The organism is Curtobacterium sp. MCBA15_008 (genome assembly GCF_001865065.1).
In the GTDB taxonomy this organism is placed as follows: domain Bacteria; phylum Actinomycetota; class Actinomycetes; order Actinomycetales; family Microbacteriaceae; genus Curtobacterium.
This window is the reverse complement of sequence record NZ_MJGN01000011.1, coordinates 122,495-146,036: the sequence shown is the minus strand read 5'-3', so window position 1 is coordinate 146,036 and position 23,542 is coordinate 122,495. Positions and strand designations below refer to the sequence as shown.

General features: G+C 67.7%; 23 protein-coding genes and 2 tRNA genes. 15 read left to right on the top strand and 10 right to left on the bottom strand.

The genetic code is table 11. The features are described from left to right. The first annotated feature begins 144 nt into the window (after positions 1-144). The 3 genes from BIU96_RS05890 to BIU96_RS05880 all read left to right on the top strand — a co-directional run bounded on the left by BIU96_RS05890 (position 145) and on the right by BIU96_RS05880 (position 3,111). Complete coding sequence (locus BIU96_RS05890) at positions 145-1,449, top strand: PLP-dependent aminotransferase family protein (RefSeq protein ID WP_071291671.1); 1,305 nt, start codon at positions 145-147, stop codon at positions 1,447-1,449. 69 nt (positions 1,450-1,518) lie between these two features. Further along, positions 1,519-2,481 (top strand): D-alanine--D-alanine ligase, encoded by a 963-nt coding sequence (locus BIU96_RS05885; protein WP_071291670.1) that lies wholly within the window; start codon positions 1,519-1,521, stop codon positions 2,479-2,481. A gap of 3 nt (positions 2,482-2,484) precedes the next feature. Next, positions 2,485-3,111, top strand: coding sequence for an ElyC/SanA/YdcF family protein (locus BIU96_RS05880; RefSeq protein ID WP_083402692.1), 627 nt, complete (start codon positions 2,485-2,487; stop codon positions 3,109-3,111). Positions 3,112-3,308: 197 nt separating this feature from the next. On the opposite strand, the gene BIU96_RS05875 is transcribed toward BIU96_RS05880, so the two are convergent. From BIU96_RS05875 to rpmH, 8 genes are all read right to left on the bottom strand, one after another. Next, positions 3,309-4,289, bottom strand: coding sequence for a ParB/RepB/Spo0J family partition protein (locus BIU96_RS05875; RefSeq protein WP_071291669.1), 981 nt, complete (start codon positions 4,287-4,289; stop codon positions 3,309-3,311). Then, positions 4,289-5,182 carry a ParA family protein gene (locus BIU96_RS05870; RefSeq protein WP_071291668.1) on the bottom strand — a complete coding sequence of 298 codons (894 nt, stop codon included), beginning with the start codon at positions 5,180-5,182 and terminating at the stop codon, positions 4,289-4,291. The genes BIU96_RS05875 and BIU96_RS05870 overlap by 1 nt, the downstream gene beginning before the upstream one ends. 81 nt (positions 5,183-5,263) lie before the next feature. Then, positions 5,264-5,908, bottom strand: coding sequence for a 16S rRNA (guanine(527)-N(7))-methyltransferase RsmG (gene rsmG, locus BIU96_RS05865; RefSeq protein ID WP_071291667.1), 645 nt, complete (start codon positions 5,906-5,908; stop codon positions 5,264-5,266). Continuing rightward, a complete protein-coding gene (locus tag BIU96_RS05860; RefSeq protein ID WP_071291699.1) occupies positions 5,905-6,402 on the bottom strand; it encodes a R3H domain-containing nucleic acid-binding protein in 498 nt (165 codons plus the stop codon). Before BIU96_RS05860 ends, rsmG begins: the two co-directional genes overlap by 4 nt. A gap of 15 nt (positions 6,403-6,417) precedes the next feature. Then, entirely contained in the window at positions 6,418-7,386 is a 969-nt protein-coding gene (gene yidC / locus BIU96_RS05855; RefSeq protein WP_071291666.1) for a membrane protein insertase YidC, read from the bottom strand. A gap of 8 nt (positions 7,387-7,394) precedes the next feature. Further along, the gene (yidD, locus tag BIU96_RS05850; protein WP_071291665.1) at positions 7,395-7,769 is read right to left on the bottom strand and encodes a membrane protein insertion efficiency factor YidD; all 375 of its coding nucleotides are present in this window, start codon (positions 7,767-7,769) and stop codon (positions 7,395-7,397) included. After that, entirely contained in the window at positions 7,766-8,128 is a 363-nt protein-coding gene (rnpA, locus tag BIU96_RS05845; RefSeq protein WP_071291664.1) for a ribonuclease P protein component, read from the bottom strand. The genes yidD and rnpA overlap by 4 nt, the downstream gene beginning before the upstream one ends. Positions 8,129-8,189: 61 nt before the next feature. After that, positions 8,190-8,327, bottom strand: coding sequence for a 50S ribosomal protein L34 (rpmH, locus tag BIU96_RS05840; protein WP_019181680.1), 138 nt, complete (start codon positions 8,325-8,327; stop codon positions 8,190-8,192). A 491-nt stretch (positions 8,328-8,818) separates the two neighbouring features. Between rpmH and dnaA the strand changes: the two genes are divergently transcribed. From dnaA to BIU96_RS05790, 10 genes are all read left to right on the top strand, one after another. After that, positions 8,819-10,285 carry a chromosomal replication initiator protein DnaA gene (gene dnaA / locus BIU96_RS05835; RefSeq protein ID WP_071291663.1) on the top strand — a complete coding sequence of 489 codons (1,467 nt, stop codon included), beginning with the start codon at positions 8,819-8,821 and terminating at the stop codon, positions 10,283-10,285. 496 nt (positions 10,286-10,781) lie between these two features. Next, positions 10,782-11,936: a DNA polymerase III subunit beta gene (dnaN, locus tag BIU96_RS05830; RefSeq protein ID WP_071291662.1), complete on the top strand. Its 1,155-nt coding sequence runs from the start codon at positions 10,782-10,784 to the stop codon at positions 11,934-11,936. A 70-nt stretch (positions 11,937-12,006) separates the two neighbouring features. Then, the gene (gene gnd, locus BIU96_RS05825) at positions 12,007-12,894 is read left to right on the top strand and encodes a phosphogluconate dehydrogenase (NAD(+)-dependent, decarboxylating) (RefSeq protein WP_071291661.1); all 888 of its coding nucleotides are present in this window, start codon (positions 12,007-12,009) and stop codon (positions 12,892-12,894) included. 38 nt (positions 12,895-12,932) lie between these two features. Beyond that, positions 12,933-14,234, top strand: coding sequence for a DNA replication/repair protein RecF (gene recF / locus BIU96_RS05820; protein ID WP_071291660.1), 1,302 nt, complete (start codon positions 12,933-12,935; stop codon positions 14,232-14,234). Further along, positions 14,234-14,734, top strand: a complete 501-nt coding sequence (locus BIU96_RS05815; RefSeq protein ID WP_071291659.1) for a DUF721 domain-containing protein — start codon at positions 14,234-14,236, stop codon at positions 14,732-14,734. The genes recF and BIU96_RS05815 overlap by 1 nt, the downstream gene beginning before the upstream one ends. A gap of 133 nt (positions 14,735-14,867) precedes the next feature. After that, positions 14,868-16,871, top strand: coding sequence for a DNA topoisomerase (ATP-hydrolyzing) subunit B (gyrB, locus tag BIU96_RS05810; protein ID WP_071291658.1), 2,004 nt, complete (start codon positions 14,868-14,870; stop codon positions 16,869-16,871). Positions 16,872-16,997: 126 nt separating this feature from the next. After that, positions 16,998-19,655 carry a DNA gyrase subunit A gene (gyrA, locus tag BIU96_RS05805; RefSeq protein WP_083402690.1) on the top strand — a complete coding sequence of 886 codons (2,658 nt, stop codon included), beginning with the start codon at positions 16,998-17,000 and terminating at the stop codon, positions 19,653-19,655. After that, positions 19,648-20,055 (top strand): DUF3566 domain-containing protein, encoded by a 408-nt coding sequence (locus BIU96_RS05800; RefSeq protein WP_071291657.1) that lies wholly within the window; start codon positions 19,648-19,650, stop codon positions 20,053-20,055. Before gyrA ends, BIU96_RS05800 begins: the two co-directional genes overlap by 8 nt. A gap of 75 nt (positions 20,056-20,130) precedes the next feature. Continuing rightward, positions 20,131-20,207 (top strand) — tRNA-Ile (locus BIU96_RS05795). A 32-nt stretch (positions 20,208-20,239) separates the two neighbouring features. Next, a tRNA-Ala gene (locus BIU96_RS05790) sits at positions 20,240-20,312 on the top strand. Positions 20,313-20,744: 432 nt separating this feature from the next. Here the strand turns inward: BIU96_RS05790 and BIU96_RS05785 are convergent. After that, the gene (locus BIU96_RS05785; protein WP_083402689.1) at positions 20,745-21,323 is read right to left on the bottom strand and encodes a hypothetical protein; all 579 of its coding nucleotides are present in this window, start codon (positions 21,321-21,323) and stop codon (positions 20,745-20,747) included. A 116-nt stretch (positions 21,324-21,439) separates the two neighbouring features. Between BIU96_RS05785 and BIU96_RS05780 the strand changes: the two genes are divergently transcribed. Both BIU96_RS05780 and BIU96_RS05775 read left to right on the top strand, forming a co-directional pair. Continuing rightward, on the top strand, positions 21,440-21,979 hold the full coding sequence (locus BIU96_RS05780; protein WP_071291656.1) for a peptidylprolyl isomerase: 540 nt from the start codon (positions 21,440-21,442) through the stop codon (positions 21,977-21,979). An 8-nt stretch (positions 21,980-21,987) separates the two neighbouring features. Beyond that, positions 21,988-22,851 carry a rhomboid family intramembrane serine protease gene (locus tag BIU96_RS05775; RefSeq protein WP_071291655.1) on the top strand — a complete coding sequence of 288 codons (864 nt, stop codon included), beginning with the start codon at positions 21,988-21,990 and terminating at the stop codon, positions 22,849-22,851. Positions 22,852-23,276: 425 nt separating this feature from the next. Here BIU96_RS05775 and BIU96_RS05770 read toward each other — a convergent pair whose 3' ends face one another. Beyond that, positions 23,277-23,531 carry a cell division protein CrgA gene (locus tag BIU96_RS05770; protein ID WP_071291654.1) on the bottom strand — a complete coding sequence of 85 codons (255 nt, stop codon included), beginning with the start codon at positions 23,529-23,531 and terminating at the stop codon, positions 23,277-23,279. Positions 23,532-23,542 lie beyond the last annotated feature (11 nt).

Here is a 23,542-nt window from a genome sequence, read left to right as displayed (position 1 = left end):
GGGCCGTCGACGTTCCGTTCGCTCTGGAACGCGGGGCCGCCATCGTTCCGGGCCACTGGTTCAGGATCGGCCCCGTCCCGCAGCCCTGGTTCCCGGGGCCGATGTCGTAGTGTGGCGGGAATGTCCCACTGAAACGGAGCACTGATGACGAACGGCAACAGCCTCGACCCCTGGTACGACTCCTACGCCCAGCGCACCGCCGGGCTGAGCGCCTCCGAGGTCCGAGCCCTGTTCGCCGTCGCGTCGCGTCCCGAGGTGGTCTCGCTCGCCGGCGGCATGCCGTACGTCTCCGCGCTGCCGCGTGAGCTCGTCACGGGCTCCCTCGACCGTGTGATGGCACAGGACGCCGCCATGGCGCTGCAGTACGGCGGTGGGCAGGGTCTGCGGTCCCTGCGCGAGCACATCGTGAACGTGATGAGCCTCGAGGGCATCCGTGCCAGCGCCGAGGACGTCGTGGTGACCACCGGCTCGCAGCACGCGCTCGACCTCGTCACGCGGCTGTTCATCGATCCGGGCGACGTCGTCCTGGCAGAATCCCCGTCCTACGTCGGTGCGATCGGTGTCTTCCGGTCGTACCAGGCCGAGACGGTGCACGTGACGACGGACGAGAACGGTCTCGTGCCCGAGGCCCTGCGTGAGGCGATCGCCAACCTGCGGACGCAGGGCAAGCGCATCAAGTTCCTCTACACGATCCCGAACTTCCACAACCCGGCCGGCGTCACGCTGAGCCGCGAGCGTCGCATAGAGATCCTCGACATCTGCCGCTCGAACAACATCCTCGTGCTCGAGGACAACCCGTACGGACTCCTCTGGTTCGACGAGCCCGCGCCGCAGGCGATCCGCTCCATCGACGAGGAGGGCGTGGTCTACCTCGGCTCGTTCTCGAAGACCCTCGCCCCGGGGTTCCGCGTCGGATGGGCACTCGCCCCGCACGCCATCCGCGAGAAGCTCGTGCTGGCGAACGAGTCCGCAGTCCTCGCCCCGAACTCCTTCGGGCAGTACGTCGTCAACGCCTACCTCGACGCGGCCGACTGGAAGGGGCAGGTCGACACGTTCCGTGGCATCTACGCCGAGCGACGTGACGCCATGCTCTCGGCGCTGGGGGAGTTCCTGCCGGACCTGTCGTGGACGAAGCCGAACGGTGGCTTCTTCGTCTGGCTGACCCTGCCGGAGACGCTGGACTCGAAGGGCATGCTGCCGCGCGCCGTGAAGGAGCTCGTCGCCTACACGCCGGGGACGGCCTTCTACGCCGACGGTCGCGGCGGCGGACACATCCGTCTATCGTTCTGCTACCCGACTCCTGAGCAGATCCGCGTCGGTGTGAAGCGCCTCGCCAACGTGGTGAACGACGAGCTCGAACTCGTCGAGACCTTCGGTGCGGCCACGCGTCCGAACGCAGTGGTGCGCCCGACCTCGTCGGTCAGCGCACCGCCCCCCAACATCTCCTGATCAGCGCTTTCATCGCGATCGTGCACGGATCAGCCCCTCGTCACACCGCAGCACCGGAGGTCCTCTCGCATGGCCGAGCTCACTCGTCGTCACGTCGTCGTCGTCGCCGGAGGGATCTCGCACGAGCGTGATGTCTCCCTGCGATCGGGCCGTCGGGTTGCCGACTCGCTGACGGGCTACGGCTGGCAGGTCGATCTCCGGGACGCTGACGCGTCCCTCCTTCCGACCCTGCGGGAGACCCGCCCAGACGTCGTGTGGCCGGCTCTGCACGGCGCCTCCGGTGAGGACGGGGCCCTGCGGGGCATCCTGGAGGCGCTCGACATCCCGTTCGTCGGCTCGCGTTCGACGTCGGCTCGGTTGGCGTGGGACAAGCCCACAGCCTCCGCACTCGTCGCCCGTGCCGGTGTCCGCACCCCGCGGTCGGTGACCCTGTCGCACGACGTGTTCCGTGAGCTCGGTGCCGTCGGGGTCCTCGAGAGCATCGCCGTCGAGCACCCGATGCCCCTCGCGGTCAAGCCGGCGCGTGGCGGCAGTGCGCAAGGCGTGACACTGGTCGACGACGTGAACGACCTGCCACGAGCGATGGTGACGGCCTACACGTACTGCGACGACGTCGTGGTCGAGCAGCTCATCACGGGGACCGAGGTCGCGGTCGGCATCATCGACACGGGCGACGGCCCCGTGGCGCTGTCGGCCGTCGAGATCGTCCCGCGAAACGGGATCTACGGCTTCGAGGCCCGCTACAACGCCGGCGAGACGACCTTCTACACGCCTGCTCGTCTGTCGGAGGAGAACGCGCAGGCGGCGTCCGCAGCCGCGGTCGCCGCGCACGAGGCGCTCGGCCTGCGTCACATCTCGCGTGTCGACATCATCATCGACGCTGCGGGGACGCCGTGGTTCCTCGAGGCGAACGTGCTCCCCGGCCTCACCGAGACCTCTCTGGTACCGCAGGCCCTGTCCGCTTCTGGCTTCGATCTCGGGTGGACCTACGCCGAGCTCGCCGAACAGGCCATCCGCGACCACCGGGTTTGATCAATGAAGCCGCGTGTTCCACGTGGAACACTGCGCTCCAGCCTCGCCGCTGCAACCGCCGCTGCCGCGCTCGTCGTCGGCTGGGGCGAGTTGGTGCACGCGTCGGCGTCGGTGCGGGCCCGGCGTCTCCCAGCGCTGCGTCCCGGCGAGTCCGTAGCGGTCATCGTCCTCGGATTCCGGAACAGCGGGCATCACGCCAATACGATCAACCGCTGGCGTGCACGGATTGCGGTGCGGACGGCACGTGCAGCAGCGCTGCGATCACGGCCGGTGACGCTCGTCGCAAGCGGGGGAGCGGTGCACGGAGCCGTGCCCGAAGCCGACCTGCTCCGTGGGTTCATCCGTGATCGTCGGAACTGGCCCGGCCCCGTCCTGGTTGATCGCGACAGCCGCTCTACTTGGGAGAACGTCTCGAACATCGTCCCCCTCGTGGAGCGGTTCGACCGGATCATCTTCGCGTCGAACGGGCTGCACGCAGAGAAGGCCCGGGCCTACCTCCTTCGGCAGCGTCCCGACCTCGCGGCCCGCTTGGCTGCGGCCGACGACTACCGGTTCGGAGAGATGGCGCTCTTCAAGCCACTGTTCGCTGCCGTCGGGCTTCGGAAGCTCCGGACGCTTCGTCGAGGTTGAGCGCATGCGGGTGTTCCACGTGGAACGTCTACCTCACGGACACGTGCGCAGCACGGTCGACTGCCGGACGGGTTCCACGTGGAACATCCCCTCTCGACGCCCGGATGGCCGCCTGAGGGCCTGGCCCGGTCGTCCCCGGGCTGGCTGACGATCACACCGCCCCGACGTCTCACAGGGGCGCACAGCGGCCGAGAGGGCTACTCGGCGACGTCCCCGACGCCGAGCTCGCTCAAGATCCGGTTGAGGTCGTCACCATTGGCGAAGTCGATCGTCACTGAACTCTTCCGAGCCCCCACCGCGATCTTCACGCGGGTGTTGAGCCGATCCCCGAGCCGCTCGGCAAGGTCGTTGAAGTGCACCTGTCGCTTCGAGGGCTCCGGCTTCGACTTTACCGGGGTCTTCGCCGCAAGCTGCTGGGCGAGCGCCTCGGCGGTACGGACGGACAGGTCTTCGTTCACGATCTTCTCGGCGAGGTACTCCATCGCCTCGGCATCCGGCGCGGCCAGGATCGCGCGAGCGTGCCCGGCGGACAGGACGCCGGCGGCTACGCGCCGCTGTACGGGGGAGGGCAGGCGGAGCAACCGGATGGTGTTCGTGATCTGCGGTCGCGAACGCCCGATGCGCTGAGCCAGCTGCTCCTGGGTGATCCCGAAGTCGGCGAGGAGCTGCTGGTACGCCGAGGCCTCTTCCAGCGGGTTGAGGTTCGCACGGTGCAGGTTCTCCAGGAGCGCGTCCCGGAGCATCGCGTCATCGGGGGTGTCCTTCACGATCGCAGGGATCGTGCTGAGCCCGAGTTCCTTCGTCGCGCGGAGACGACGCTCACCCATGATGAGCTCGTATTGGGGAGCAGTGCCGGTCGCGCCGGCAATCGGGCGCACGACGATGGGCTGGAGGACCCCGATCTCACGGATCGAGTGCACGAGCTCCTGCAGCTCCTCCTCGCGGAACTCCTTACGGGGCTGCTGTGCGTTCGGGACCACGTCGAGCGGGTTCAGGTTCGCCAGACGGGCGCCGGGCACAGCGACGAGGTCTTCTGCGGTCGGCGCCGAGGACGGCGTACCGCCAGTGGGCGTACCACCGGTGGGGAAGAAGACGTCGACGGGGCGTTCCTGCTGCTCCGTGGCGGTGGGGATCAGGGCGCCGATGCCTCGGCCGAGTCCGGTTCGCTTCGGTGCCATCAGGCTTGTGCTCCTCGTTCTGCGATCTCGGCCGCTGCCTCCAGGTAGGAGAGCGACCCGGTGGAGTTGACGTCGTACGCGACCACGCTCTGGCCGTAGCTCGGTGCCTCACTGACGCGGACCGACCGGGGGATCACCGCGTTCAACACCTGGCCACCGAAGTGCTCCCGAACATCTGCCGCGACCTGGTTCGACAGGTTCGTACGGCTGTCGTACATCGTCAGCAGGATCGTCGAGACCCGGAGGTTCGGATTGAGGTGCCGCTCGATCAGCTCGATGTTCCGCAGGAGCTGGCTCAGACCCTCGAGCGCGTAGTACTCGCACTGGATCGGGATGAGGACCTCTTGCGCGGCCACGAAGGCGTTGATCGTCAGGAGGCCGAGCGACGGTGGGCAGTCGATGAAGACGTAGTGGTACGGCTCCTCGAGTGACGCGAGGTACTCGTCGAGCGCAGTCCGCAGGCGCTGTTCACGAGCGACCAGCGACACCAGCTCGATCTCGGCGCCGGCAAGGTGGATCGTCGCAGGCACACACCAGAGCGTGTCGGACTCGGGGGACCGCTGCACGGTGTCGGCGATCGGTGCCTCGTCGACGATCACGTCGTAGATGCTCGCGACTTCCGCCTGGTGGTCCACACCGAGGGCTGTGGAGGCGTTCCCCTGCGGGTCGAGGTCGATGACAAGCACCCGAGCCCCGCCGTGCGCCAGCGCTGCCGCAAGGTTCACGGTGGTGGTCGTCTTCCCGACGCCGCCCTTCTGGTTGGACACCGTGAAGACCCGAGTCTTCGCGGGCAGCGGGAACTGCTGCGTCGCGATCGCGCGCCGACGGCGGTTCAGATCAGCGATCTCGCGAGCGAGCGGTGTCGACGCGTCGTAATCGGTCGATGAACTCAACGAGTGCCTCTTCCCCGGTTCGGTGTTTCACGTGGAACGCGGAGCCACTGGCGGCCGGTGGTACCGGCCCGAGCCGCAGCGTCAGTCAACTGTAGCCCGGAAGACTCGAGTGGTCTCCTCGACCACACCGACTCCGAGCTCGAGCACCTCGACGTCGGTCAAGCGCTTGCGGAGGATGACCTTGCGGGCCTTCTCCATCTCGTCCTCGACCCGGGCGCCCTTCATCAGGATGAGCTGCCCGCCAGAGCGGACGAGCGGCACCGTGAGCGGGATGAGCTTTGACAGCGCGCTGACAGCCCGGGCGGTCACCTGGTCGACGACGATCTCGTCCGCAACGTCTTCGGCACGTGCACGAACCACATCGACGTTGGTCAGTCCCAGTCGCGCCGCCTCCGACGTGAGCCAGTCCACCCGACGCTCCATCGGCTCGATCAGCGTGAGGTGCACGTCGGGGCGCGCTATGGCCAGCACCAGGCCGGGCAGACCGGCTCCGGACCCGACGTCGGCAACGCGACCCTGCGCCTCCAGGAGGGGCGCGAGAACCGCTGAATTGAGGATATGTCGCGTCCAGAGCCGAGGCAGCTCGAGGGGACCGATCAGACCGAGCTCTTCGCCCCTGCGAGCGAGCTCGTTCGTGAAGGACCGAGCGACGTCGATCCGGTCACCGAAGAGCGTCGCTGCAGCCGTAGGTTCGTCTTCGAGCACCGGCGGAGCGGTCTCCGTCATCGGGTGACGACCGTGTGGCGGTCCCGACCCTCACCCTCGGACTCCGAGTGGAAGCCCTTCTCGGCGACCAGATCGTGGACGAGCTTGCGCTCGTACGAGGACATCGCCGGGAGCGCCGCGGAGGACGAGCCGCCCTCGATGCGCTCGATCGCCGTGTCGACCAGTCGCTGGAGTTCGGTGGCCCGGGCGTCGCGGGAACCACCGACGTCGAGGATCAGCCGGCTGAACTCGCCCGTCTCCGCCTGCACGGCGATGCGCGTGAGTTCCTGGAGCGCCGACACCGTGTCCGGCTTCGAGAGCACCCGGAGGGCATCGCCCTCGTCGGTCACCGAGAGGTAGACGCGACCCGCGCGCTCCTCGATCTCGATGTCGCCGTCGAGGTCGCAGATGTCGAGGAGTTCCTCGATGTAGTCGGCTGCGATGTCCGCTTCGTCGCGGGCATCCTCAGCGTCGTCTTCGACGGTCTCGACGGGGGTCTCGACGGAGTCCGCGATGTCCTGCTCGGTCACTTACTTCTTCCCGTTCTTCTTGGAGCGGTTCTTGCCAACCGGCTGCTGACGCTGCGTGGTGACACGCACGGCCTCGATCTCGGCCGCACCGGCACCGGCACCGGCCTCGGCGAGGACCGGGGTGGCCGATCCGCGACGCTGCGCCTTCTTCGCCAGGCGGGCCTCTCGGGCGAGGGCTGCTTCGGACCCGGGGGTCGGCATGCTGCGGATGACGAAGTACTGCTGGGCCATCGTCCAGATGTTCGAGGCGAGCCAGTAGAACATGACGCCGAGGGGGAAGGACAGACCCGAGATGACGAACACCAGCGGGAGGATGTACAGCATCATCTTCTGCTGGCGGTACATCGGCGACGCCTTGGTCTCCGGGGACATGTTCTTCGCGACGAGCTGCAGCTGCGTGATGAACTGCGACGCCGTCATCACGACGATCATGAAGCCGGCGATCGCGCGGACTTCCCAGCCCGAGGCGTTCGTGAACGTCTCGTGCAGCGGAGCGCCGAACAGCGACGCGTTGCCGAACGAGCCGGCGAGGTCGTTCGTGAGCAGGCCGATGCCGGTCTTGTTGATCTGCGCCTCGTGCAGCACCGAGTACAGCGAGAAGAAGATCGGCATCTGGATGAGCAGCGGCAGGCAGGAGCTCAGCGGGTTCGTCCCGGTCTCCTTGTAGAGCGCCATGGTCTCGCGGCTCATGGCCTCACGCGAGAACTGGTCCTTCTTGCCCTTGTACTTGTCCTGGATCTTCTTCAGCTGCGGCGCGACCTCGAGCATGCGACGCTGCGACTTGATCTGGCGCACGAAGATCGGGATCAGCGCGGCGCGGACCACGAAGGTCAGGAAGATGATCGAGAGCACCCAGGTGATCCCCGCGCCGGGGTCCATGCCGATGTTCTCGAAGATCCAGTGGAAGCCGACGAGGATGGCCGAGACCACCCATTTGAGCGGCCAGAGGATCGTACCGATGAGGTCCATGGGGACGGTCACGCCTTTCGAGTGCGCTGGGGGAGCAGGACCGGGAGGGGAGTCCCGACCGCGGTCTGCGGCTGCTGCGGGTTCGGTGCGAGCACGAACCCGAACCGGTTGACGTCGTAGGGGCGACGCCGCGTACGGACGTCGTCGATGCCCCCGGCTGCCCAGGGGTTGCACCGGGCGATGCGCCATGCGCCCATCGCCGATCCGCGGACCACGCCGTACTGCTGGATGGCTTCGAGCGCGTACCGCGAACACGAGGGGTGGTAGCGGCAGACGTTCCCGTACAGCGGGGAGATGACAGCCCGGTACGCACGCAGCACGACTACGCACGCGTTGCGCGGGAGCAACGCGATGCCCCAGGCGAGGCGGGTCAACGGGTTCATGCTGCCTTCTCCACACCACGCGCGCAGGAGCGCGAGACGTCTTCGAGCAGGGTAGGCCATCCGGCCTGCGCAGCGGCTGGCAGTGCGCGGACCACCACGTCGTACCCGACGGGGACGTCCGGCAGCAGCCCGTGCGCGATCGCCTTGAGGCGACGCCTGACCAGGTTCCGCGTCACCGCGTTCCCGACCGTCTTGGCGACGATGAAGCCGAACCGGGTCGGCCCTGGGTCGACCGTGCCGTCGTCGGTGGTGCGACGGACCACCGATACGACGGCGTGCGCCGTGGCGCTCCTGCGACCACGACGCACGACGGACCGGTAGTCGTCACCACGGACGATGCGGTTGGCACGAGCCAGCACGATCGCTACCAGATTCCCAGCCGGGACCGGACCGGACGGAGTCCGGTCAGGTGAGGCTCGTTCAGGCGCTGAGCTCGGTGCGGCCCTTGGAACGACGCGCGGCGAGGATGGCGCGGCCGGCGCGGGTGCGCATGCGGGCACGGAAGCCGTGCTTCTTGGCACGACGACGGTTGTTCGGCTGGAAGGTGCGCTTGCTCATGATGATCTCCACATGGCTGCCCCGGGTTCCGTCCTCAGCGGGAGGAACGCAGCGCAGCCGTCACGTATGTGTCGCCGCTCGGTGCCGAACGACGCAGATGGGCGCGACCAAACGGCCGCAGTCAACTGGTTAACGGTACGTGACAGCAGCGGACAGGTCAAACGCAGGACGCAGACCCCTGCGCGGAAGGGCTGCGCACGATCATTATCCACACTGGGGAAAACGTGCGTTCGGTACGACGCGCCCCGGTCCTTTACAGTGGTGTGATCGATCCGCCTGTTGCCCGGCAGGACGGGGGAGTCTCCCCGACGTGCACCACCCGGCGGACGTGGACAAGACTGTGGACAACCCTGTGGACCACTCGCGGGGCGACACGCGGTCCGGGCCGTCGAAGAAGCCGCCCGGACACGGACGCCCCGCCGGAAGACACGCCGGTCGAGCGCGGCCCGGAACGGCCCCCGTACGACACAAGACCAGGAGACGAGCGCGACATGACGATGCCGGCCGACCCCGTCGAGGACCTCTGGTCATCGGTCCTCGGACTCCTCTCCGAGGACGACCGCGTCACCCCGCAGCTGCAGGGCTTCCTCCACCTGGTCGAACCGAAGGGCGTCCTCGCCGGCACCCTCTACCTCGAAGTCCCGAACGACCTCACCCGCGGCATGCTCGAACAGCGCATCCGGATCCCGATCACCGAGGCCGTCTCCCGCATCGGTGACGACACGGTCGCGAACTTCGCCATCACCGTGAACCCGGACATGGCGTCCGAGCCCCGGGTCGACCCGACCGTCGCGTCGCACGTCCCCGAGTACGCGGAGCCCGTGCAGCAGCCCGTCGAGCAGAGCGCCGCACCCCGGCAGTACATCGAGGCGCCCTTCGTCCCGAGCCAGATCGACTCCCCGGGCACCGGCGGCCGACCCGAGTCCCGCCTCAACCCGAAGTACAACTTCGACAACTTCGTCATCGGCTCGTCGAACCGCTTCGCGCACGCCGCGGCGGTCGCGGTCGCCGAGGCCCCGGCCAAGGCCTACAACCCCCTCTTCATCTACGGGGACTCCGGTCTCGGCAAGACCCACCTCCTGCACGCGATCGGCCACTACGCCGAGAGCCTCTACCCGGGGATCCGGGTCCGGTACGTGTCCAGCGAGGAGTTCACGAACGACTTCATCAACTCGATCGCGAACAACCGCTCGAACCAGTTCCAGCAGCGGTACCGCGACATCGACATCCTGCTGATCGACGACATCCAGTTCCTCCAGGGCAAGGACTCGACGCAGGAAGCGTTCTTCCACACCTTCAACACGCTGCACGACCACAACAAGCAGGTGGTCATCACGTCCGACGTCGCACCGAAGCACCTGACCGGGTTCGAGGACCGGATGCGCTCGCGCTTCGAGTGGGGTCTCATCACCGACGTGCAGGCGCCCGAGCTCGAGACGCGCATCGCGATCCTCCGCAAGAAGGCGCAGTCCGACCACCTGCAGGTGCCGGACGACATCCTCGAGTTCATGGCGTCGAAGGTGTCGAGCAACATCCGCGAGCTCGAGGGGACGCTCATCCGCGTCACCGCGTTCGCGAGCCTCAATCGCACGGCCGTCGACATGGCGCTCGTGCAGACCGTCCTGAAGGACCTGATCACCCTCGACGACGACAACGTGGTCGCGCCGACGGACATCATCAACCACACCGCGGAGTACTTCAAGCTCTCCGTGGACGACCTCTACGGCTCGTCCCGCTCGCAGGCGATCGCCACCGCACGACAGATCGCGATGTACCTGTGCCGCGAGCTCACGAGCCTGTCCCTGCCGAAGATCGGGCAGCTGTTCGGCAACCGCGACCACACCACGGTCATGTACGCGAACAAGAAGATCACCGAGCTGATGAAGGAGCGTCGGTCGATCTACAACCAGGTCACCGAACTCACGAGCCGCATCAAGCAGGACCGCCGCTACCGCTGATCGCGGTCCCGGGATCCGTCTCCCGACGCGCTGGTCACGTCGGTCCGAGATCGGGTCGACCAGGCCTGGAGGCACGACCGGCGACCATCGGATCGGCCCACCTTGGCGCGCATCCACCATCTGAGACGGTTCCATGCACCGGACTTCTCACAGTGTGGAAAGCCTGTGGATAACTGTGGAGGACACGCCGCCCGGTTGTTCACAGGTGGAGGGGCAACTGTGGAAACTGGGGATGGAAGTGGATACCTGAGATTCACTCATCCAGAGGCCGCCCACACGCCGCTCACAAGTCACACGGTTGTAGTTCCCTGTCGCCGAGCGGCATCAACAGGGTTATCCACAGTGTGCACAGGCGTTAACACCATTACTCCTGGTTAACGATTGATCTCAATGGGCCAACCTTGTGGACGGCGGGATGACAAGAAATCCTGGCTCCGCCGGGCTGTGCCACAATGGGGCGGCCGGACAGTCCAACCGATCGACAGGGGTTCCAGCTGTGAAGTTCGAGGTCAACCGGGACGTCTTCTCCGAAGCCGTCTCCTTCGCGGTGAAACTCCTCCCACAGCGCACGACCCTCCCGATCCTCTCGGGCGTCCTCATCCACGCCGAGGGCGACCGGCTCACGCTCTCCTCGTTCGACTACGAGGTCTCGGCACAGACGTCCATCACCGCGCAGATCGACGATCCCGGCACCGTGCTCGTCTCGGGCCGGCTGCTGAACGACATCGCGAGCCGCCTGCCGAACGCCCCGGTGACCTTCACCACCGAGGACGCCAAGATCTCGGTCAGCTGCGGCTCGGCGCACTTCACGCTGCTGTCGATGCCGGTCGAGGAGTACCCCACCCTCCCGGAGATCGGTGCGCAGACCGGTGTCATCCCCGGCGACGCGTTCTCCGAAGCGGTGTCCCAGGTGGCCGTCGCCGCCAGCCGCGACGACGTCACACCGGTGATCACCGGCGTGCAGCTCGAGGTCGGGGACCACGACGTCTCCCTCATCGCGACCGACCGCTACCGCGTCGCCGTGCGCACGATCCAGTGGGACTCCGGCCGCACCGGCGAGACCGAGAGCGCACCGCTGCACGCACTCGTGCCGGCCCGCACCCTGCAGGAGGTCGGCCGCACCTTCGGTTCGGCGTCCACGGTCTCGGTGTCCATCAGCGGGTCCTCCGAACGCGAGCTCATCGCGTTCCACGCCGACGACAAGACGGTGACGTCGCTGCTCATCAAGGGCAACTACCCGCCGGTGCGCCGACTCTTCCCCGAGACCGTGCAGGACCACGCGGTGATCAACACCGCGGAACTGGTCGAGGCGGTCCGACGGGTTTCCCTCGTCCTGGAGCGCGAAGCCGCGCTCCGGTTCTCCTTCACGGTCGACGGGCTCACGCTCGAGGCGATCGGTTCCGAACAAGCGCAGGCGTCAGAGTCGATCAGTGCGTTGCTGACCGGTGAGGAAACGGTGGTCTCCCTGAAGCCCGCGTTCCTCCTGGACGGGTTGAATGCGGTGCACTCCGAGTTCGTCCGTATCTCCTTCACCAAGACGGAGAACCCCAACAAGCCGGGTCCGGTGCTCATCACCGGTCAGACCTCGCAAGAGGCCCCGGCAGCGGACGGATACCGGTACCTGCTGCAGCCCAATCTCCTGCTGCGGTAAGCGCAACAGCCGAACACTGCGCTGACGCGCCATCCCTGCATCAGCGCGACGACGAACAGAAGAGGAAATCATGCACATCGGTCTTGTCGGCCTCGGTCGCATGGGCAACAACATGCGTGCCCGTCTCCGCAACGCAGGCATCGAGGTCACCGGGTACGACGCGAACCCCGCCGTCTCCGATGTGGCCAGCCTCGCCGACCTCGCGGCAGCGCTCCCCGAGGGCCAGAAGCTCGTGTGGGTCATGGTCCCGCACGGCAAGATCACCGACGACGTGATCACCGAGCTCGCCGGCGTCCTCGCCGAGGGCGACCTGGTCATCGACGGCGGCAACTCGAAGTGGCTGGACGACACCGTCCACGCCGCGCAGCTCGGCGCCAAGGGCATCCGCTACATGGACGCCGGCGTCTCCGGTGGCGTCTGGGGCAAGGACAACGGCTACGGCCTCATGGTCGGCGGTGACGTCAAGGACGTCGAGTTCGCCATGCCGGTCTTCGACGCGCTCCGCCCCGAGGGCCCGCGCGAAGAGGGCTTCTCGCACGCCGGCCCGATCGGCGCCGGTCACTACGCGAAGATGGTCCACAACGGCATCGAGTACGCGATCATGCAGGCGTACGGCGAGGGCTACGAGCTCCTCGAGGCGAAGGACATCATCCACGACGTCCCCGCCGTCTTCGCCGGATGGCAGCGCGGCACCGTCGTGCGCTCCTGGCTGCTCGACCTCATGGTGCTCGCCCTCAACGAGGACCCGAAGCTCGACGAGCTCGAGGGCTACGTCGAGGACTCGGGCGAGGGCCGCTGGACGCTGGAAGAGGGCATCGAGCTCGCGGTGCCGATGCCCGCGCTCTCGGCGTCGATCTTCGCCCGCTTCGTCTCACGTCAGGGCAGTGCGTCCCCGACGATGAAGGCCGTCGCGGCGCTCCGCAACCAGTTCGGCGGTCACGCCGTCAAGAAGGCGTAGTCCTGCCGAGGTAACCACCTCGACCCGTATCGGCCCGCGTGCACGTCGACCATCTCCAGCTCACCGACTTCCGGAACTACCGGGAGGCGGACGTCGACCTCGCACGCGGGCCGAACCTGTTCGTCGGACGGAACGGCCAGGGCAAGACCAACCTGGTCGAGGCGATCGGGTACCTCTCCACCCTCGGCTCGCACCGCGTCCCCACCGACGCGGCACTCGTGCGGCAGGGCTGCGACGCGGCGGTCGTCCGCGCGCGGCTCGCGCACGAGGACCGGAGCATCCTCGCCGAGGTGCAGATCAACCGCACCGGGGCGAACCGGGCGCAGGTCAACCGCTCGGCGATCAAGCCCCGGGAGCTCCCGCGGTACTGCACGAGCGTGCTCTTCGCACCCGAGGACCTCGCACTCGTCCGCGGTGAGCCGGCCGGGCGGCGCCGGATGCTCGACGAGCTCCTCGGTCAGATCGCGCCGCGCATGCAGGGCGTCCTCGCCGACTACGACCGGACGCTCCGCCAACGGAACACCCTGCTGAAGTCGGCACGGGCGACCGGGGCGAAGTCCGGCTCCCTCGCGACGCTCGATGTCTGGGACGACCGGCTCGTGGCCTTCGGGGCGGAGATCATCGCTGCGCGCGACCACCTGACCCGTCGACTGGCGCCCTTCGTCGCCGAGGCGTACGCGACCGTCGCCGGCGAACGGCACGAAGCGTCGATCGCGGGCGTGCTGAGCGTCCGGGGCGGCGACCCCGAGGACGCGAACGCGACGGACCCGGTGCTCGGGACGCCGGACGAACCGGTCTCGGTGACCGCGGCCGCCGACGCCTTCCGCGCGGCGCTGGAACGGCGCCGACGGGACGAGCTCGACCGCGGGTTGACGCTCGTCGGACCGCACCGGGACGACGTTCTCTTCCAGCTGAACGGGTTACCTGCACGCGGGTACGCGAGTCACGGCGAATCGTGGTCCTTCGCGCTCGCGATCCAGCTCGCCAGCGCCTCGATCCTCCGGGCCGAGTCCAGCCTCGGCGACCCGATCATCATCCTCGACGATGTCTTCGCCGAACTCGACGAATCCCGTCGGGAGCGCCTGGCCGGTGCGGTCGCCGACTACGAACAGGTGCTCATCACCGCGGCGGTGTTCGGCGACGTTCCCGGACAGCTGGCCGCGCACACCGTCCGGATCGAGGCCGGCACCATCGTGACCGACGAGGCGGCGGCGAGCCGCTCCTCCAGTCCGATGGCCACCGCGGACGACGCGACGGCAGCACCCGACGCGACGGCAGCGGCCGACGCGGCCACCGCGGACGACGCGACGGCACCCGATCCGACGGGGGTGGGCGCCTGATGCCGAAGCCATGGAAGCCCACCGAGCCCTCCCGCGCGTACCGCCACCTCCGTGCCGTCTTCGGCGACCCGTCGAAGCGCGGTGTCGACGCGCGGCGACGGCGGATGAGCGCACTCGACCCGGACTCCGTGCCGTACGGCCGCGGTCGTGAGCCGAAGGGCCTCGGCGACGTCGTCGGTTCCCTCGCCCAGGAACTCGGATGGACGGAGCCGCTCGCCCGGTCCGAGCTCTTCGTCGACTGGCCCGCGGTGGTCGGCGACGAACTCGCGAAGCACTCCCGTCCGATGACGATCGACGACGGCGCACTGGTCATCCGGTGCGACTCGACGGCGTGGGCGACGCAGCTCCGACTGATGCGGAGCACCGTCACGACGACCATCGCCGAGCGGCACCCGGAAGCCGGGGTCGAGTCGATCCGGGTTTCCGGCCCCGACGCCCCCACCTGGAAACGCGGCCCCAGGACGGTCCAGGGGCGTGGTCCTCGCGATACCTACGGTTGAGCCGACGAAATCATCCTCTGGTACCGATTTCGGCCGCTGAACGGCCGATTTCAGCCCTCGGACGAGGGGGTCCTGAGGTAGACTGAGAGGTGCAGTGCGCGGGTGTTCCGCGCGCAGGCAGGAGCACCCTCGAATGACATCCGGATCTGACGACGACCGACAGAACTCGACCGCCGAGCCGACCCCGCAGAGCGACCAAGCGTACGGCGCAGACCAGATCCAGGTGCTCGAAGGGCTCGAAGCCGTCCGGAAGCGTCCGGGCATGTACATCGGGTCGACCGGGCCGCGCGGTCTGCACCACCTCGTGCAGGAGATCGTCGACAACTCCGTCGACGAAGCGCTCGCGGGCTACTGCGACACCATCAACGTCACGATCCGCGAAGACGGCGGCGTCCGCGTGGTCGACAACGGCCGTGGCATCCCGGTCGGGATCCACGCGGCCGAGGGCGTCTCCACCGTCCAGGTCGTCCTGACGGTCCTGCACGCCGGCGGCAAGTTCGGCGGCGGCGCGTACGCGGTGTCCGGCGGTCTGCACGGTGTCGGTTCGTCGGTGGTCAACGCGCTGAGCTCCGAACTCGACGTCGAGGTCCGCCAGCAGGGCCACGTCTGGCGCCAGAGCTACACCGACGGGGTCCCGGTCGCACCGCTCTCGAAGGACGAGGAGTCCGACGAGCACGGCACCACGATCACGTTCTGGCCGAACGCGGAGATCTTCGAGACGGTCGTCTTCGACTACGAGACCCTGCGCACCCGCTTCCAGCAGATGGCGTTCCTCAACAAGGGGCTCCGCATCACGCTGCAGGACGAGCGCACCCCGGACGAAGGGGAAGAGGCCCGCCAGGACTCCTTCCTCTACGAGCGGGGACTCGCCGACTACGTCGAGTACCTCAACGCCCAGAAGAAGGCCGACCTCGTGCACCCGGACGTCATCGGGTTCGAGGCCGAGGACCCGGAGCGCAAGATCGCGCTCGAGGTCGCGATGCAGTGGAACACCTCCTACCAGGAGAGCGTCCACACCTTCGCGAACACGATCAACACGCACGAGGGCGGTACCCACGAAGAGGGCTTCCGCGCTGCGCTGACGTACCTGGTGAACAAGTACGCGCGCGAGGCGAAGATCATCAAGGAGAAGGACGACAACCTCACGGGTGACGACATCCGCGAAGGGCTGACGGCCGTCATCTCCGTGAAGCTCGGCGAGCCGCAGTTCGAGGGCCAGACGAAGACCAAGCTCGGCAACACCGAGGCCAAGGGCTTCGTGCAGCGCGTCGTCGGCACCGAGCTCACCCACTGGTTCGAGAGCAACCCGACGCAGGCCCGCGACGTCGTGCGCAAGGCGATCCAGGCGTCGCAGGCTCGCCTCGCCGCCCGCAAGGCGCGTGAGACCACCCGCCGCAAGGGCCTCCTCGAGTCGGGCGGCATGCCCGGCAAGCTCAAGGACTGCCAGTCGAAGGACCCGACGGTCTCCGAGATCTTCATGGTCGAGGGTGACTCCGCCGGCGGCTCCGCCGTGCAGGGTCGCAACCCGATGACGCAGGCGATCCTGCCGCTCCGCGGCAAGATCCTCAACGTCGAGAAGGCACGCCTCGACCGCGCCCTGGCCAACCAGGAGATCCAGTCGATGATCACGGCGTTCGGCGCCGGCATCGGCGAGGACTTCGACCCGGACAAGGCCCGGTACCACAAGATCGTGCTGATGGCCGATGCCGACGTCGACGGTCAGCACATCACGACGCTCCTGCTCACGCTCCTGTTCCGCTACATGCGACCGCTCATCGAGCGCGGCTACGTGTACCTCGCGCAGCCGCCGCTGTACCGCCTGAAGTGGTCGAACTCGGCGCACGAGTACGTGTTCAGCGACCGTGAGCGCGACGCCCTCATGCAGGCCGGCCTCGCGGCGGGCAAGCGCATCCCGAAGGACAACGGGATCCAGCGCTACAAGGGCCTCGGCGAGATGGACTACAAGGAGCTGTGGGACACCACGATGAACCCGGACACCCGGACGCTCCTGCAGGTCACGCTCGAGGACGCGGCAGCGGTGGACAGCGTCTTCGCGACGCTGATGGGCGAGGACGTCGAGTCCCGGCGCCAGTTCATCCAGCAGAACGCCAAGGACGTGCGCTTCCTCGACATCTAGGACAGGAGGCGCGGTGCCAGCCGCGTCGACCAGTCCCGACCGCCTGTCGTCGCGCCCGGCGCGACGAACGGAACCAGTGCCTCCAGGCTCTCGCCCGGAGGGCCACCAGAAAGGTGACCAAGCCACATGGCTGACGACAACGAGAACGGCGCCGACGAGCAGCCCGAGATCGTCCACGGCGACAGCGGGGACATCGTCGTCTCCGGCGACCGCATCTCGCAGGTGGACCTGCAGCTCGAGATGCAGCGGTCGTACCTCGACTACGCGATGTCCGTCATCGTCGGACGCGCCCTGCCCGAGGTCCGCGACGGACTGAAGCCGGTGCACCGTCGCGTGATCTACGCGATGTTCGACGGCGGCTACCGTCCGGACCGCGCGTTCTCGAAGTGCTCCCGTGTCGTCGGCGACGTGATGGGGCAGTTCCACCCGCACGGTGACAGCGCGATCTACGACGCCCTCGTCCGCCTCGTGCAGCCGTGGTCGCTCCGCTACCCGCTCGCGCTCGGCCAGGGCAACTTCGGCTCGCCGGGCAACGACGGCGCCGCGGCCCCGCGGTACACCGAGACCAAGATGGCGCCGCTCGCCATGGAGATGGTCCGGGACATCGACGAGGACACCGTCGACTTCCAGGACAACTACGACGGGCGCACGCAGGAGCCCGCGATCCTGCCGGCTCGGTTCCCGAACCTGCTCGTGAACGGCTCGGTCGGCATCGCGGTCGGCATGGCGACGAACATCCCGCCGCACAACCTGCGCGAGGTCGCCGCCGGCGCGAAGTGGGCGCTCGAGCACCCGGACGCGACGCGCGAGGAGCTCCTCGGAGCGCTCATGCAGCGGATCAAGGGCCCGGACTTCCCGACCGGTGCGCAGATCCTCGGCACCAAGGGCATCCAGGACGCCTACCGCACCGGTCGTGGCTCGATCACGATGCGCGCGGTCGTCAACGTCGAGGAGATCCAGGGCCGCACGTGCCTCGTGGTCACCGAGCTGCCGTACCAGGTGAACCCGGACAACCTGGCGATCCGCATCGCCGAGGGTGTCAAGGACGGCAAGCTCTCGGGCATCGCCGACATCCGCGACGAGACCTCTGGTCGCACCGGCCAGCGCCTCGTGATCGTGCTGAAGCGCGACGCCGTCGCCAAGGTCGTCCTCAACAACCTGTACAAGCACACGCAGCTGCAGGAGAACTTCGGCGCGAACATGCTCGCGATCGTCGACGGGGTGCCGCGCACGCTCGCCCTCGACGGCTTCATCTCGGCGTGGGTCGACCACCAGATCGACGTCATCGTCCGCCGGACCCAGTACCGGCTCCGAGAGGCCGAGAAGCGCGCGCACATCCTGCGCGGCTACCTGGCGGCGCTCGACGCCCTCGACGAGGTCATCGCGCTCATCCGTCGCTCGCCCGACGTCGAAGAGGCCCGCACCGGCCTGATGGACCTGCTGTCCGTCGACGAGATCCAGGCGCGCGCCATCCTCGAGCTGCAGCTCCGTCGCCTGGCCGCCCTCGAGCGCCAGAAGATCCACGACGAGGCCGAGGAGCTCGAGCGGAAGATCGCCGACTTCCAGGACATCCTCGGCTCGGAGACCCGCCAGCGCTCGATCATCGGTGACGAGCTCGACGAGATCGTGGACCGCTTCGGCGACGACCGTCGGAGCGAGATCCTGCTCGGCTTCGACGGCGACATGTCGATGGAGGACCTCATCCCCGAAGAGGAGATGGTGGTCACGATCACCCGCGGCGGGTACGTCAAGCGGACCCGCAGCGACAACTACCGCTCGCAGCACCGCGGTGGTCGTGGTGTGAAGGGTGCGCAGCTCCGCGCGGACGACATCGTCGAGCACTTCTTCGTGACGACGACGCACCACTGGCTGTTGTTCCTCACCGACCAGGGTCGCGTGTACCGGGCCAAGGCGTACGAACTGCAAGAGGCCAGCCGCGACGCGAAGGGCCAGCACGTCGCGAACCTGCTCGCGATGCAGCCGGACGAGCAGATCCAGCAGGTCCTCGACATCCGTGACTACGAGGCGGCGCAGTACCTGGTGCTCGCGACCGCCCACGGGCTCGTCAAGAAGACCGCGCTGACCGAGTACGACACGAACCGCACCGGCGGCATCATCGCGATCAACCTGCGCGACGGCGACACCCTCGTGCAGGCGCTGCTCGTCGACGAGCACGACGACCTGCTGCTCGTGTCGAAGCACGGCATGTCGCTGCGCTTCACCGCGACGAACGACACCCTGCGCCCGATGGGTCGTTCGACCTCGGGCGTGAAGGGCATGTCGTTCCGCGACGACGACGCCCTCCTCGCAGCCCGGGTCGTCTCGGACGACGGCTACGTGTGGGTCATGACCGAGGGCGGCTACGCCAAGCGCACCTCGGTGGACCAGTACCGCGTGCAGGGCCGCGGTGGTCTCGGCATCAAGGTGGCCAAGCTGGCCGCCGACCGAGGTGACCTTGTGGGTGCTCTCATCGTGGGCGAGGACGACGAGGTGCTCGTCGTGCTGCAATCGGGCAAGGTGGTAAGGTCTGCCGTGGCCGAGGTGCCCGCCAAGGGTCGCGACACGATGGGTGTGGTCTTCGCGAGGTTCGCGGAGAACGACCGGATCATCGCAGTGGCCCGGAACACCGAGCGGAACCTGGACGACCAGGACGACGCCGAGATCGAGCCCGCGGGCCCGGTGGAGACGGTGAGCCCTGCTGAGGCAGCGCCCGATTCCACTGATCCCATTGACACCGCGCCTGGCGACGACCAGGCCGGAGAGGACCAGCCGAGCAATGAGTAGTGTCGCCGAGAAGCTCCAGAAGAAGGCGAAGCGGCCCGTCGGCACCCGTCAGGTGCGACTGCGGCTCGTGTACGTCGACTTCTGGTCGATGGTGAAGCTCAGCTTCCTCATCGCCCTGGCCGGCTCCATCGTGATCGTCGTCGCCACGGCGCTCGTGTGGGTCATCCTCAACCAGACCGGTGTCTTCGGCGAGATCGACTCGCTCCTGAAGGACGTCACCGGGCAGAACAACTACTCGATCATGGACCAGTTCTCGCTGGGCCAGGTGCTCGGGTTCTCCATCGTCGTGGGCATCCTCAACGTGGTCGTCGGCACTGTGCTCGGCGCGATCGTGAGCGTCCTCTACAACCTCAGTGTGCGGATCACGGGCGGCCTGCTCGTGGGCTTCACGAACAACTGACACACCCGGCCGGATGAGGCCGACCACTCGATTTCGTTCTCCGGGATCGGTACGGTAGGCTTTCATCCGGTCTGAGGGGCTATAGCTCAGGCGGTTAGAGCGCTTCGCTGATAACGAAGAGGTCCAAGGTTCAAGTCCTTGTAGCCCCACCACTTCCCTCCGACATCCGTACCATGGGTGTCTCGGGGCCTTAGCTCAGTTGGTAGAGCGCCTGCTTTGCAAGCAGGATGTCAGGAGTTCGATTCTCCTAGGCTCCACTCCGTCGGCGTGAGCAGTGCTCCGCTCGTTCCTCGCTTCGCCCCGCTCGGTCGTCGTGTTTGTCGGCGCCTTCGGCGCGCCGCTCCGCGATGGGTCCCGTCCGGCGTTCGGCCTGCGCTCGGTATGCGCCCGGCTCGGGTGCGGGTGCGGGTGAGATCGCGATTGCGCGCGTGTGTGGGCTGGGTCGGGGCGCGGGAGTGCGATCTCGCGGCTCTGGACGCTGCATCTGCGGGCCTGGAGGCGCGGGGCGGGGCCGGTGCGCGCCTCCCGTCCGTCACGTGGGTGCGTGAGCGGGCGTGACCTGTGGTCGGCACTCCGCCGAGCGGGTGCGGAACGGCGCTCGGTTGCAAGCGAGACGTTGTCCACCCGCTCGCCGGAGAGACGACGAAGGGCCCCGGCGGAAGCCGGGGCCCTTCGTACGAACCGGGAGGTCAGGCGGAGGGCTTCTCCGCCGTGTCGGCGTCGTCGGCGACCCAGAGGTCGTCGTCAGCGCGGAGCGTCTGGTACGCGGCGTACGCGGCACCGGCGACGGCGACCACGCCGACCACGATGAGCGCGACGCCACCGAAGCCGAGGCCCTTCTTCTGCTGCGCGGCCGGCACGTACTTGGCGGCAGCCTTGCGGGCCTTCTTGCTCTTCTTCTGCGCGTTCTTCACGAGCTTCTTGACCCGCGGGTCCTTCGCGAGGTCGCCCACGCTGAGGACGGAGCCAGCCGTCGAGACCAGCCCGGGGATGACCTCGGTCTGGAAGCGGTGCGAAGCGGTCTGCGCAGCCGAGGTGGCAGCGTGCACACCGGTGGCGACGGCCGGGCGGATCCCGTTGTCGATCGCGTTCTGCACCCGGGGGGCGATGTCCTTGCGTGCTGCATCGGCGGCGTGCGCGCGGGCCTCGGCCAGGATCTCGTTCGCGTGTTCGAGCACCTTGCGCTGCTCGCCGAGGAGCGAGGCGGTCTTGCCCTTGAGCTTCTTGATCTGCTTCCGGCGCTTGCGCGGCAGTTCGATCGTCGTCATCTGGTACCTCCATCGGAACGGCGTGTGCCCATCCTGCCACCAGGGCGCCTGACAGGTCACGGAGCCGTCCCTGTGCGTCTCGTCTGTACGCAGGTCACACATGCGAGAATCGGAACATGTCTCTGCACACTGCTGTCGCAACGATCCACACGAACAAGGGCGACATCCGCGTCAACCTGTTCGGCAACCACGCTCCGAAGACCGTCAAGAACTTCGTCGACCTCGCGACGGGCAAGCAGGAATGGACCCACCCGGGGACCGGCAAGGTGTCGACGGACAAGCTCTACGACGGTGTGGTCTTCCACCGCATCATCAAGGACTTCATGATCCAGGGCGGCGACCCGCTCGGCCAGGGCATCGGTGGCCCCGGCTACCGCTTCGACGACGAGATCTCCCCGGAGCTCACCTTCCAGAACCCGTACATCTTCGCGATGGCGAACGCCGGCATCCAGGGCGGTCGCGGCACCAACGGCTCGCAGTTCTTCATCACCACGGTGGCGACGCCGTGGCTGCAGGGCAAGCACACCATCTTCGGCGAGGTCGCGGACGACGAGTCCCGCGCCGTCGTCGACGCGATCGAGGGTGTCGCCACGGACGGCCGTGACAAGCCGCTCGAGGACGTCGTCATCCAGAGCATCGACGTCGAGGACGTCTGAGCCACCACGTGAGCGATCCGGCGTACAACTCGAACAACACCTGCTACCGGCACCCCGACCGGCAGAGCTTCGTCCTCTGCCAGCGGTGCGGGCGGACGATCTGCCCGGAGTGCCAGACGCCGGCAGCGGTCGGGGTGCACTGCCCGGAGTGCGTGCGTGAACAGCGCGCACAGTTCACGGCGAACCGCCGGGCGAACGGTCCCAGTGGGATGACGGTCGCCCGGCGGCGCTTCGCCATGCTCGACCAGAAGGCGACGGTCGTGATCGTCGTCGTCTCGGTCGTGCTGTGGCTCCTCAACCAGGTCAGCGGCGGGTACGTCAACGCCTGGTTGAGCTTCTACACGCCCCTCGTGGGCTCGCAGCCGTGGCGATTGATCACCGGTCTGTTCGTGCACTCGTCGTTCTTCCACATCCTGTTCAACATGTGGGCGGTGTGGATCTTCGGGCGCATGCTCGAGAACATCCTCGGCACGTGGCGGTTCCTGGCGCTGTACTTCCTCGCCGGGCTCGGCGGTGACCTCGCGGTCGCCTGGCTGAGTCCGGGTACCCAGGTCGTCGGCGCCTCCGGGGCGATCTTCGGTCTCTTCGCGGCGTTCTTCGTGATCCAGCGGAGCCTCGGGTACAACGCCGTCCAGCTCCTCGTGATCATGGGTCTGAACCTCGTGGTCGGCTTCCTGCCCGGCACGAACATCTCGTGGCAGGCGCACGTCGGTGGCATCGTCCTCGGGTTCATCACCGGGTTCGTGTTCTCGAAGACGCGCAACGTCCGGCAGCGTGGACTGCAGATCGGCCTGCTCGTGGCCGAGGCCGTCGTCGTCATCGCGGCGATCTTCGCCGCCTACACCGCCTTGCAGGTCGGGATCGGTATCTGACCCGCTCCGATCGGCTCACCTCGAACGCCCCGTCGCCCTCCGCGACGGGGCGTTCGTCGTCCCGCCCCGGAGTCGTCCGGAGACGCTTTCCACACGTGCACGAGCGAGTTGTCCACAGGTGTGGACAAACCGGTGAGTTACACGGGTGTGATTATCCCCACTGTGGACTGAGTTGTGGATAACTTCGGGGCTGGTGTGTGGACAGCAGTGTGGAAAGTGTGGAGAACTGTGGAGAACCGGTCCGAGCATGGGGAGAGCGGGTCCACGCGCTGCTCGGGCTTGTGGAGAACAGATTCGGACCGCGCCCTCGGGAACGACGACCTTTGGCGCGACCAGGAACGACGGCTCTGGCCACGCTCACGGAACGACGACGCCCGCCGCACCTTGCGGTGCGACGGGCGTCGGGAAGCGATGGGGCCGGTGGGCTAGCGCCAGCGGGTGGTCATGAGGAAGCCCACGAACATGATGCCGAACCCGATGAGGATGTTCCAGGAGCCGAGTGACGGCACCGGGAGGGTCGTGTTCGAGATGTAGAAGACGATCACCCAGGCGAGCCCGATGAGCATGAAGCCGAACATGACCGGCTTGAACCAGACGGGGTTCGGCTGGTCCCCCGCGGTCTCGACCGAGTCGGCTCGGGTCCTCCGGGCGGGCTTGGTGCGGTCCTTGTCCTTGGCCATGGCCGGTATCC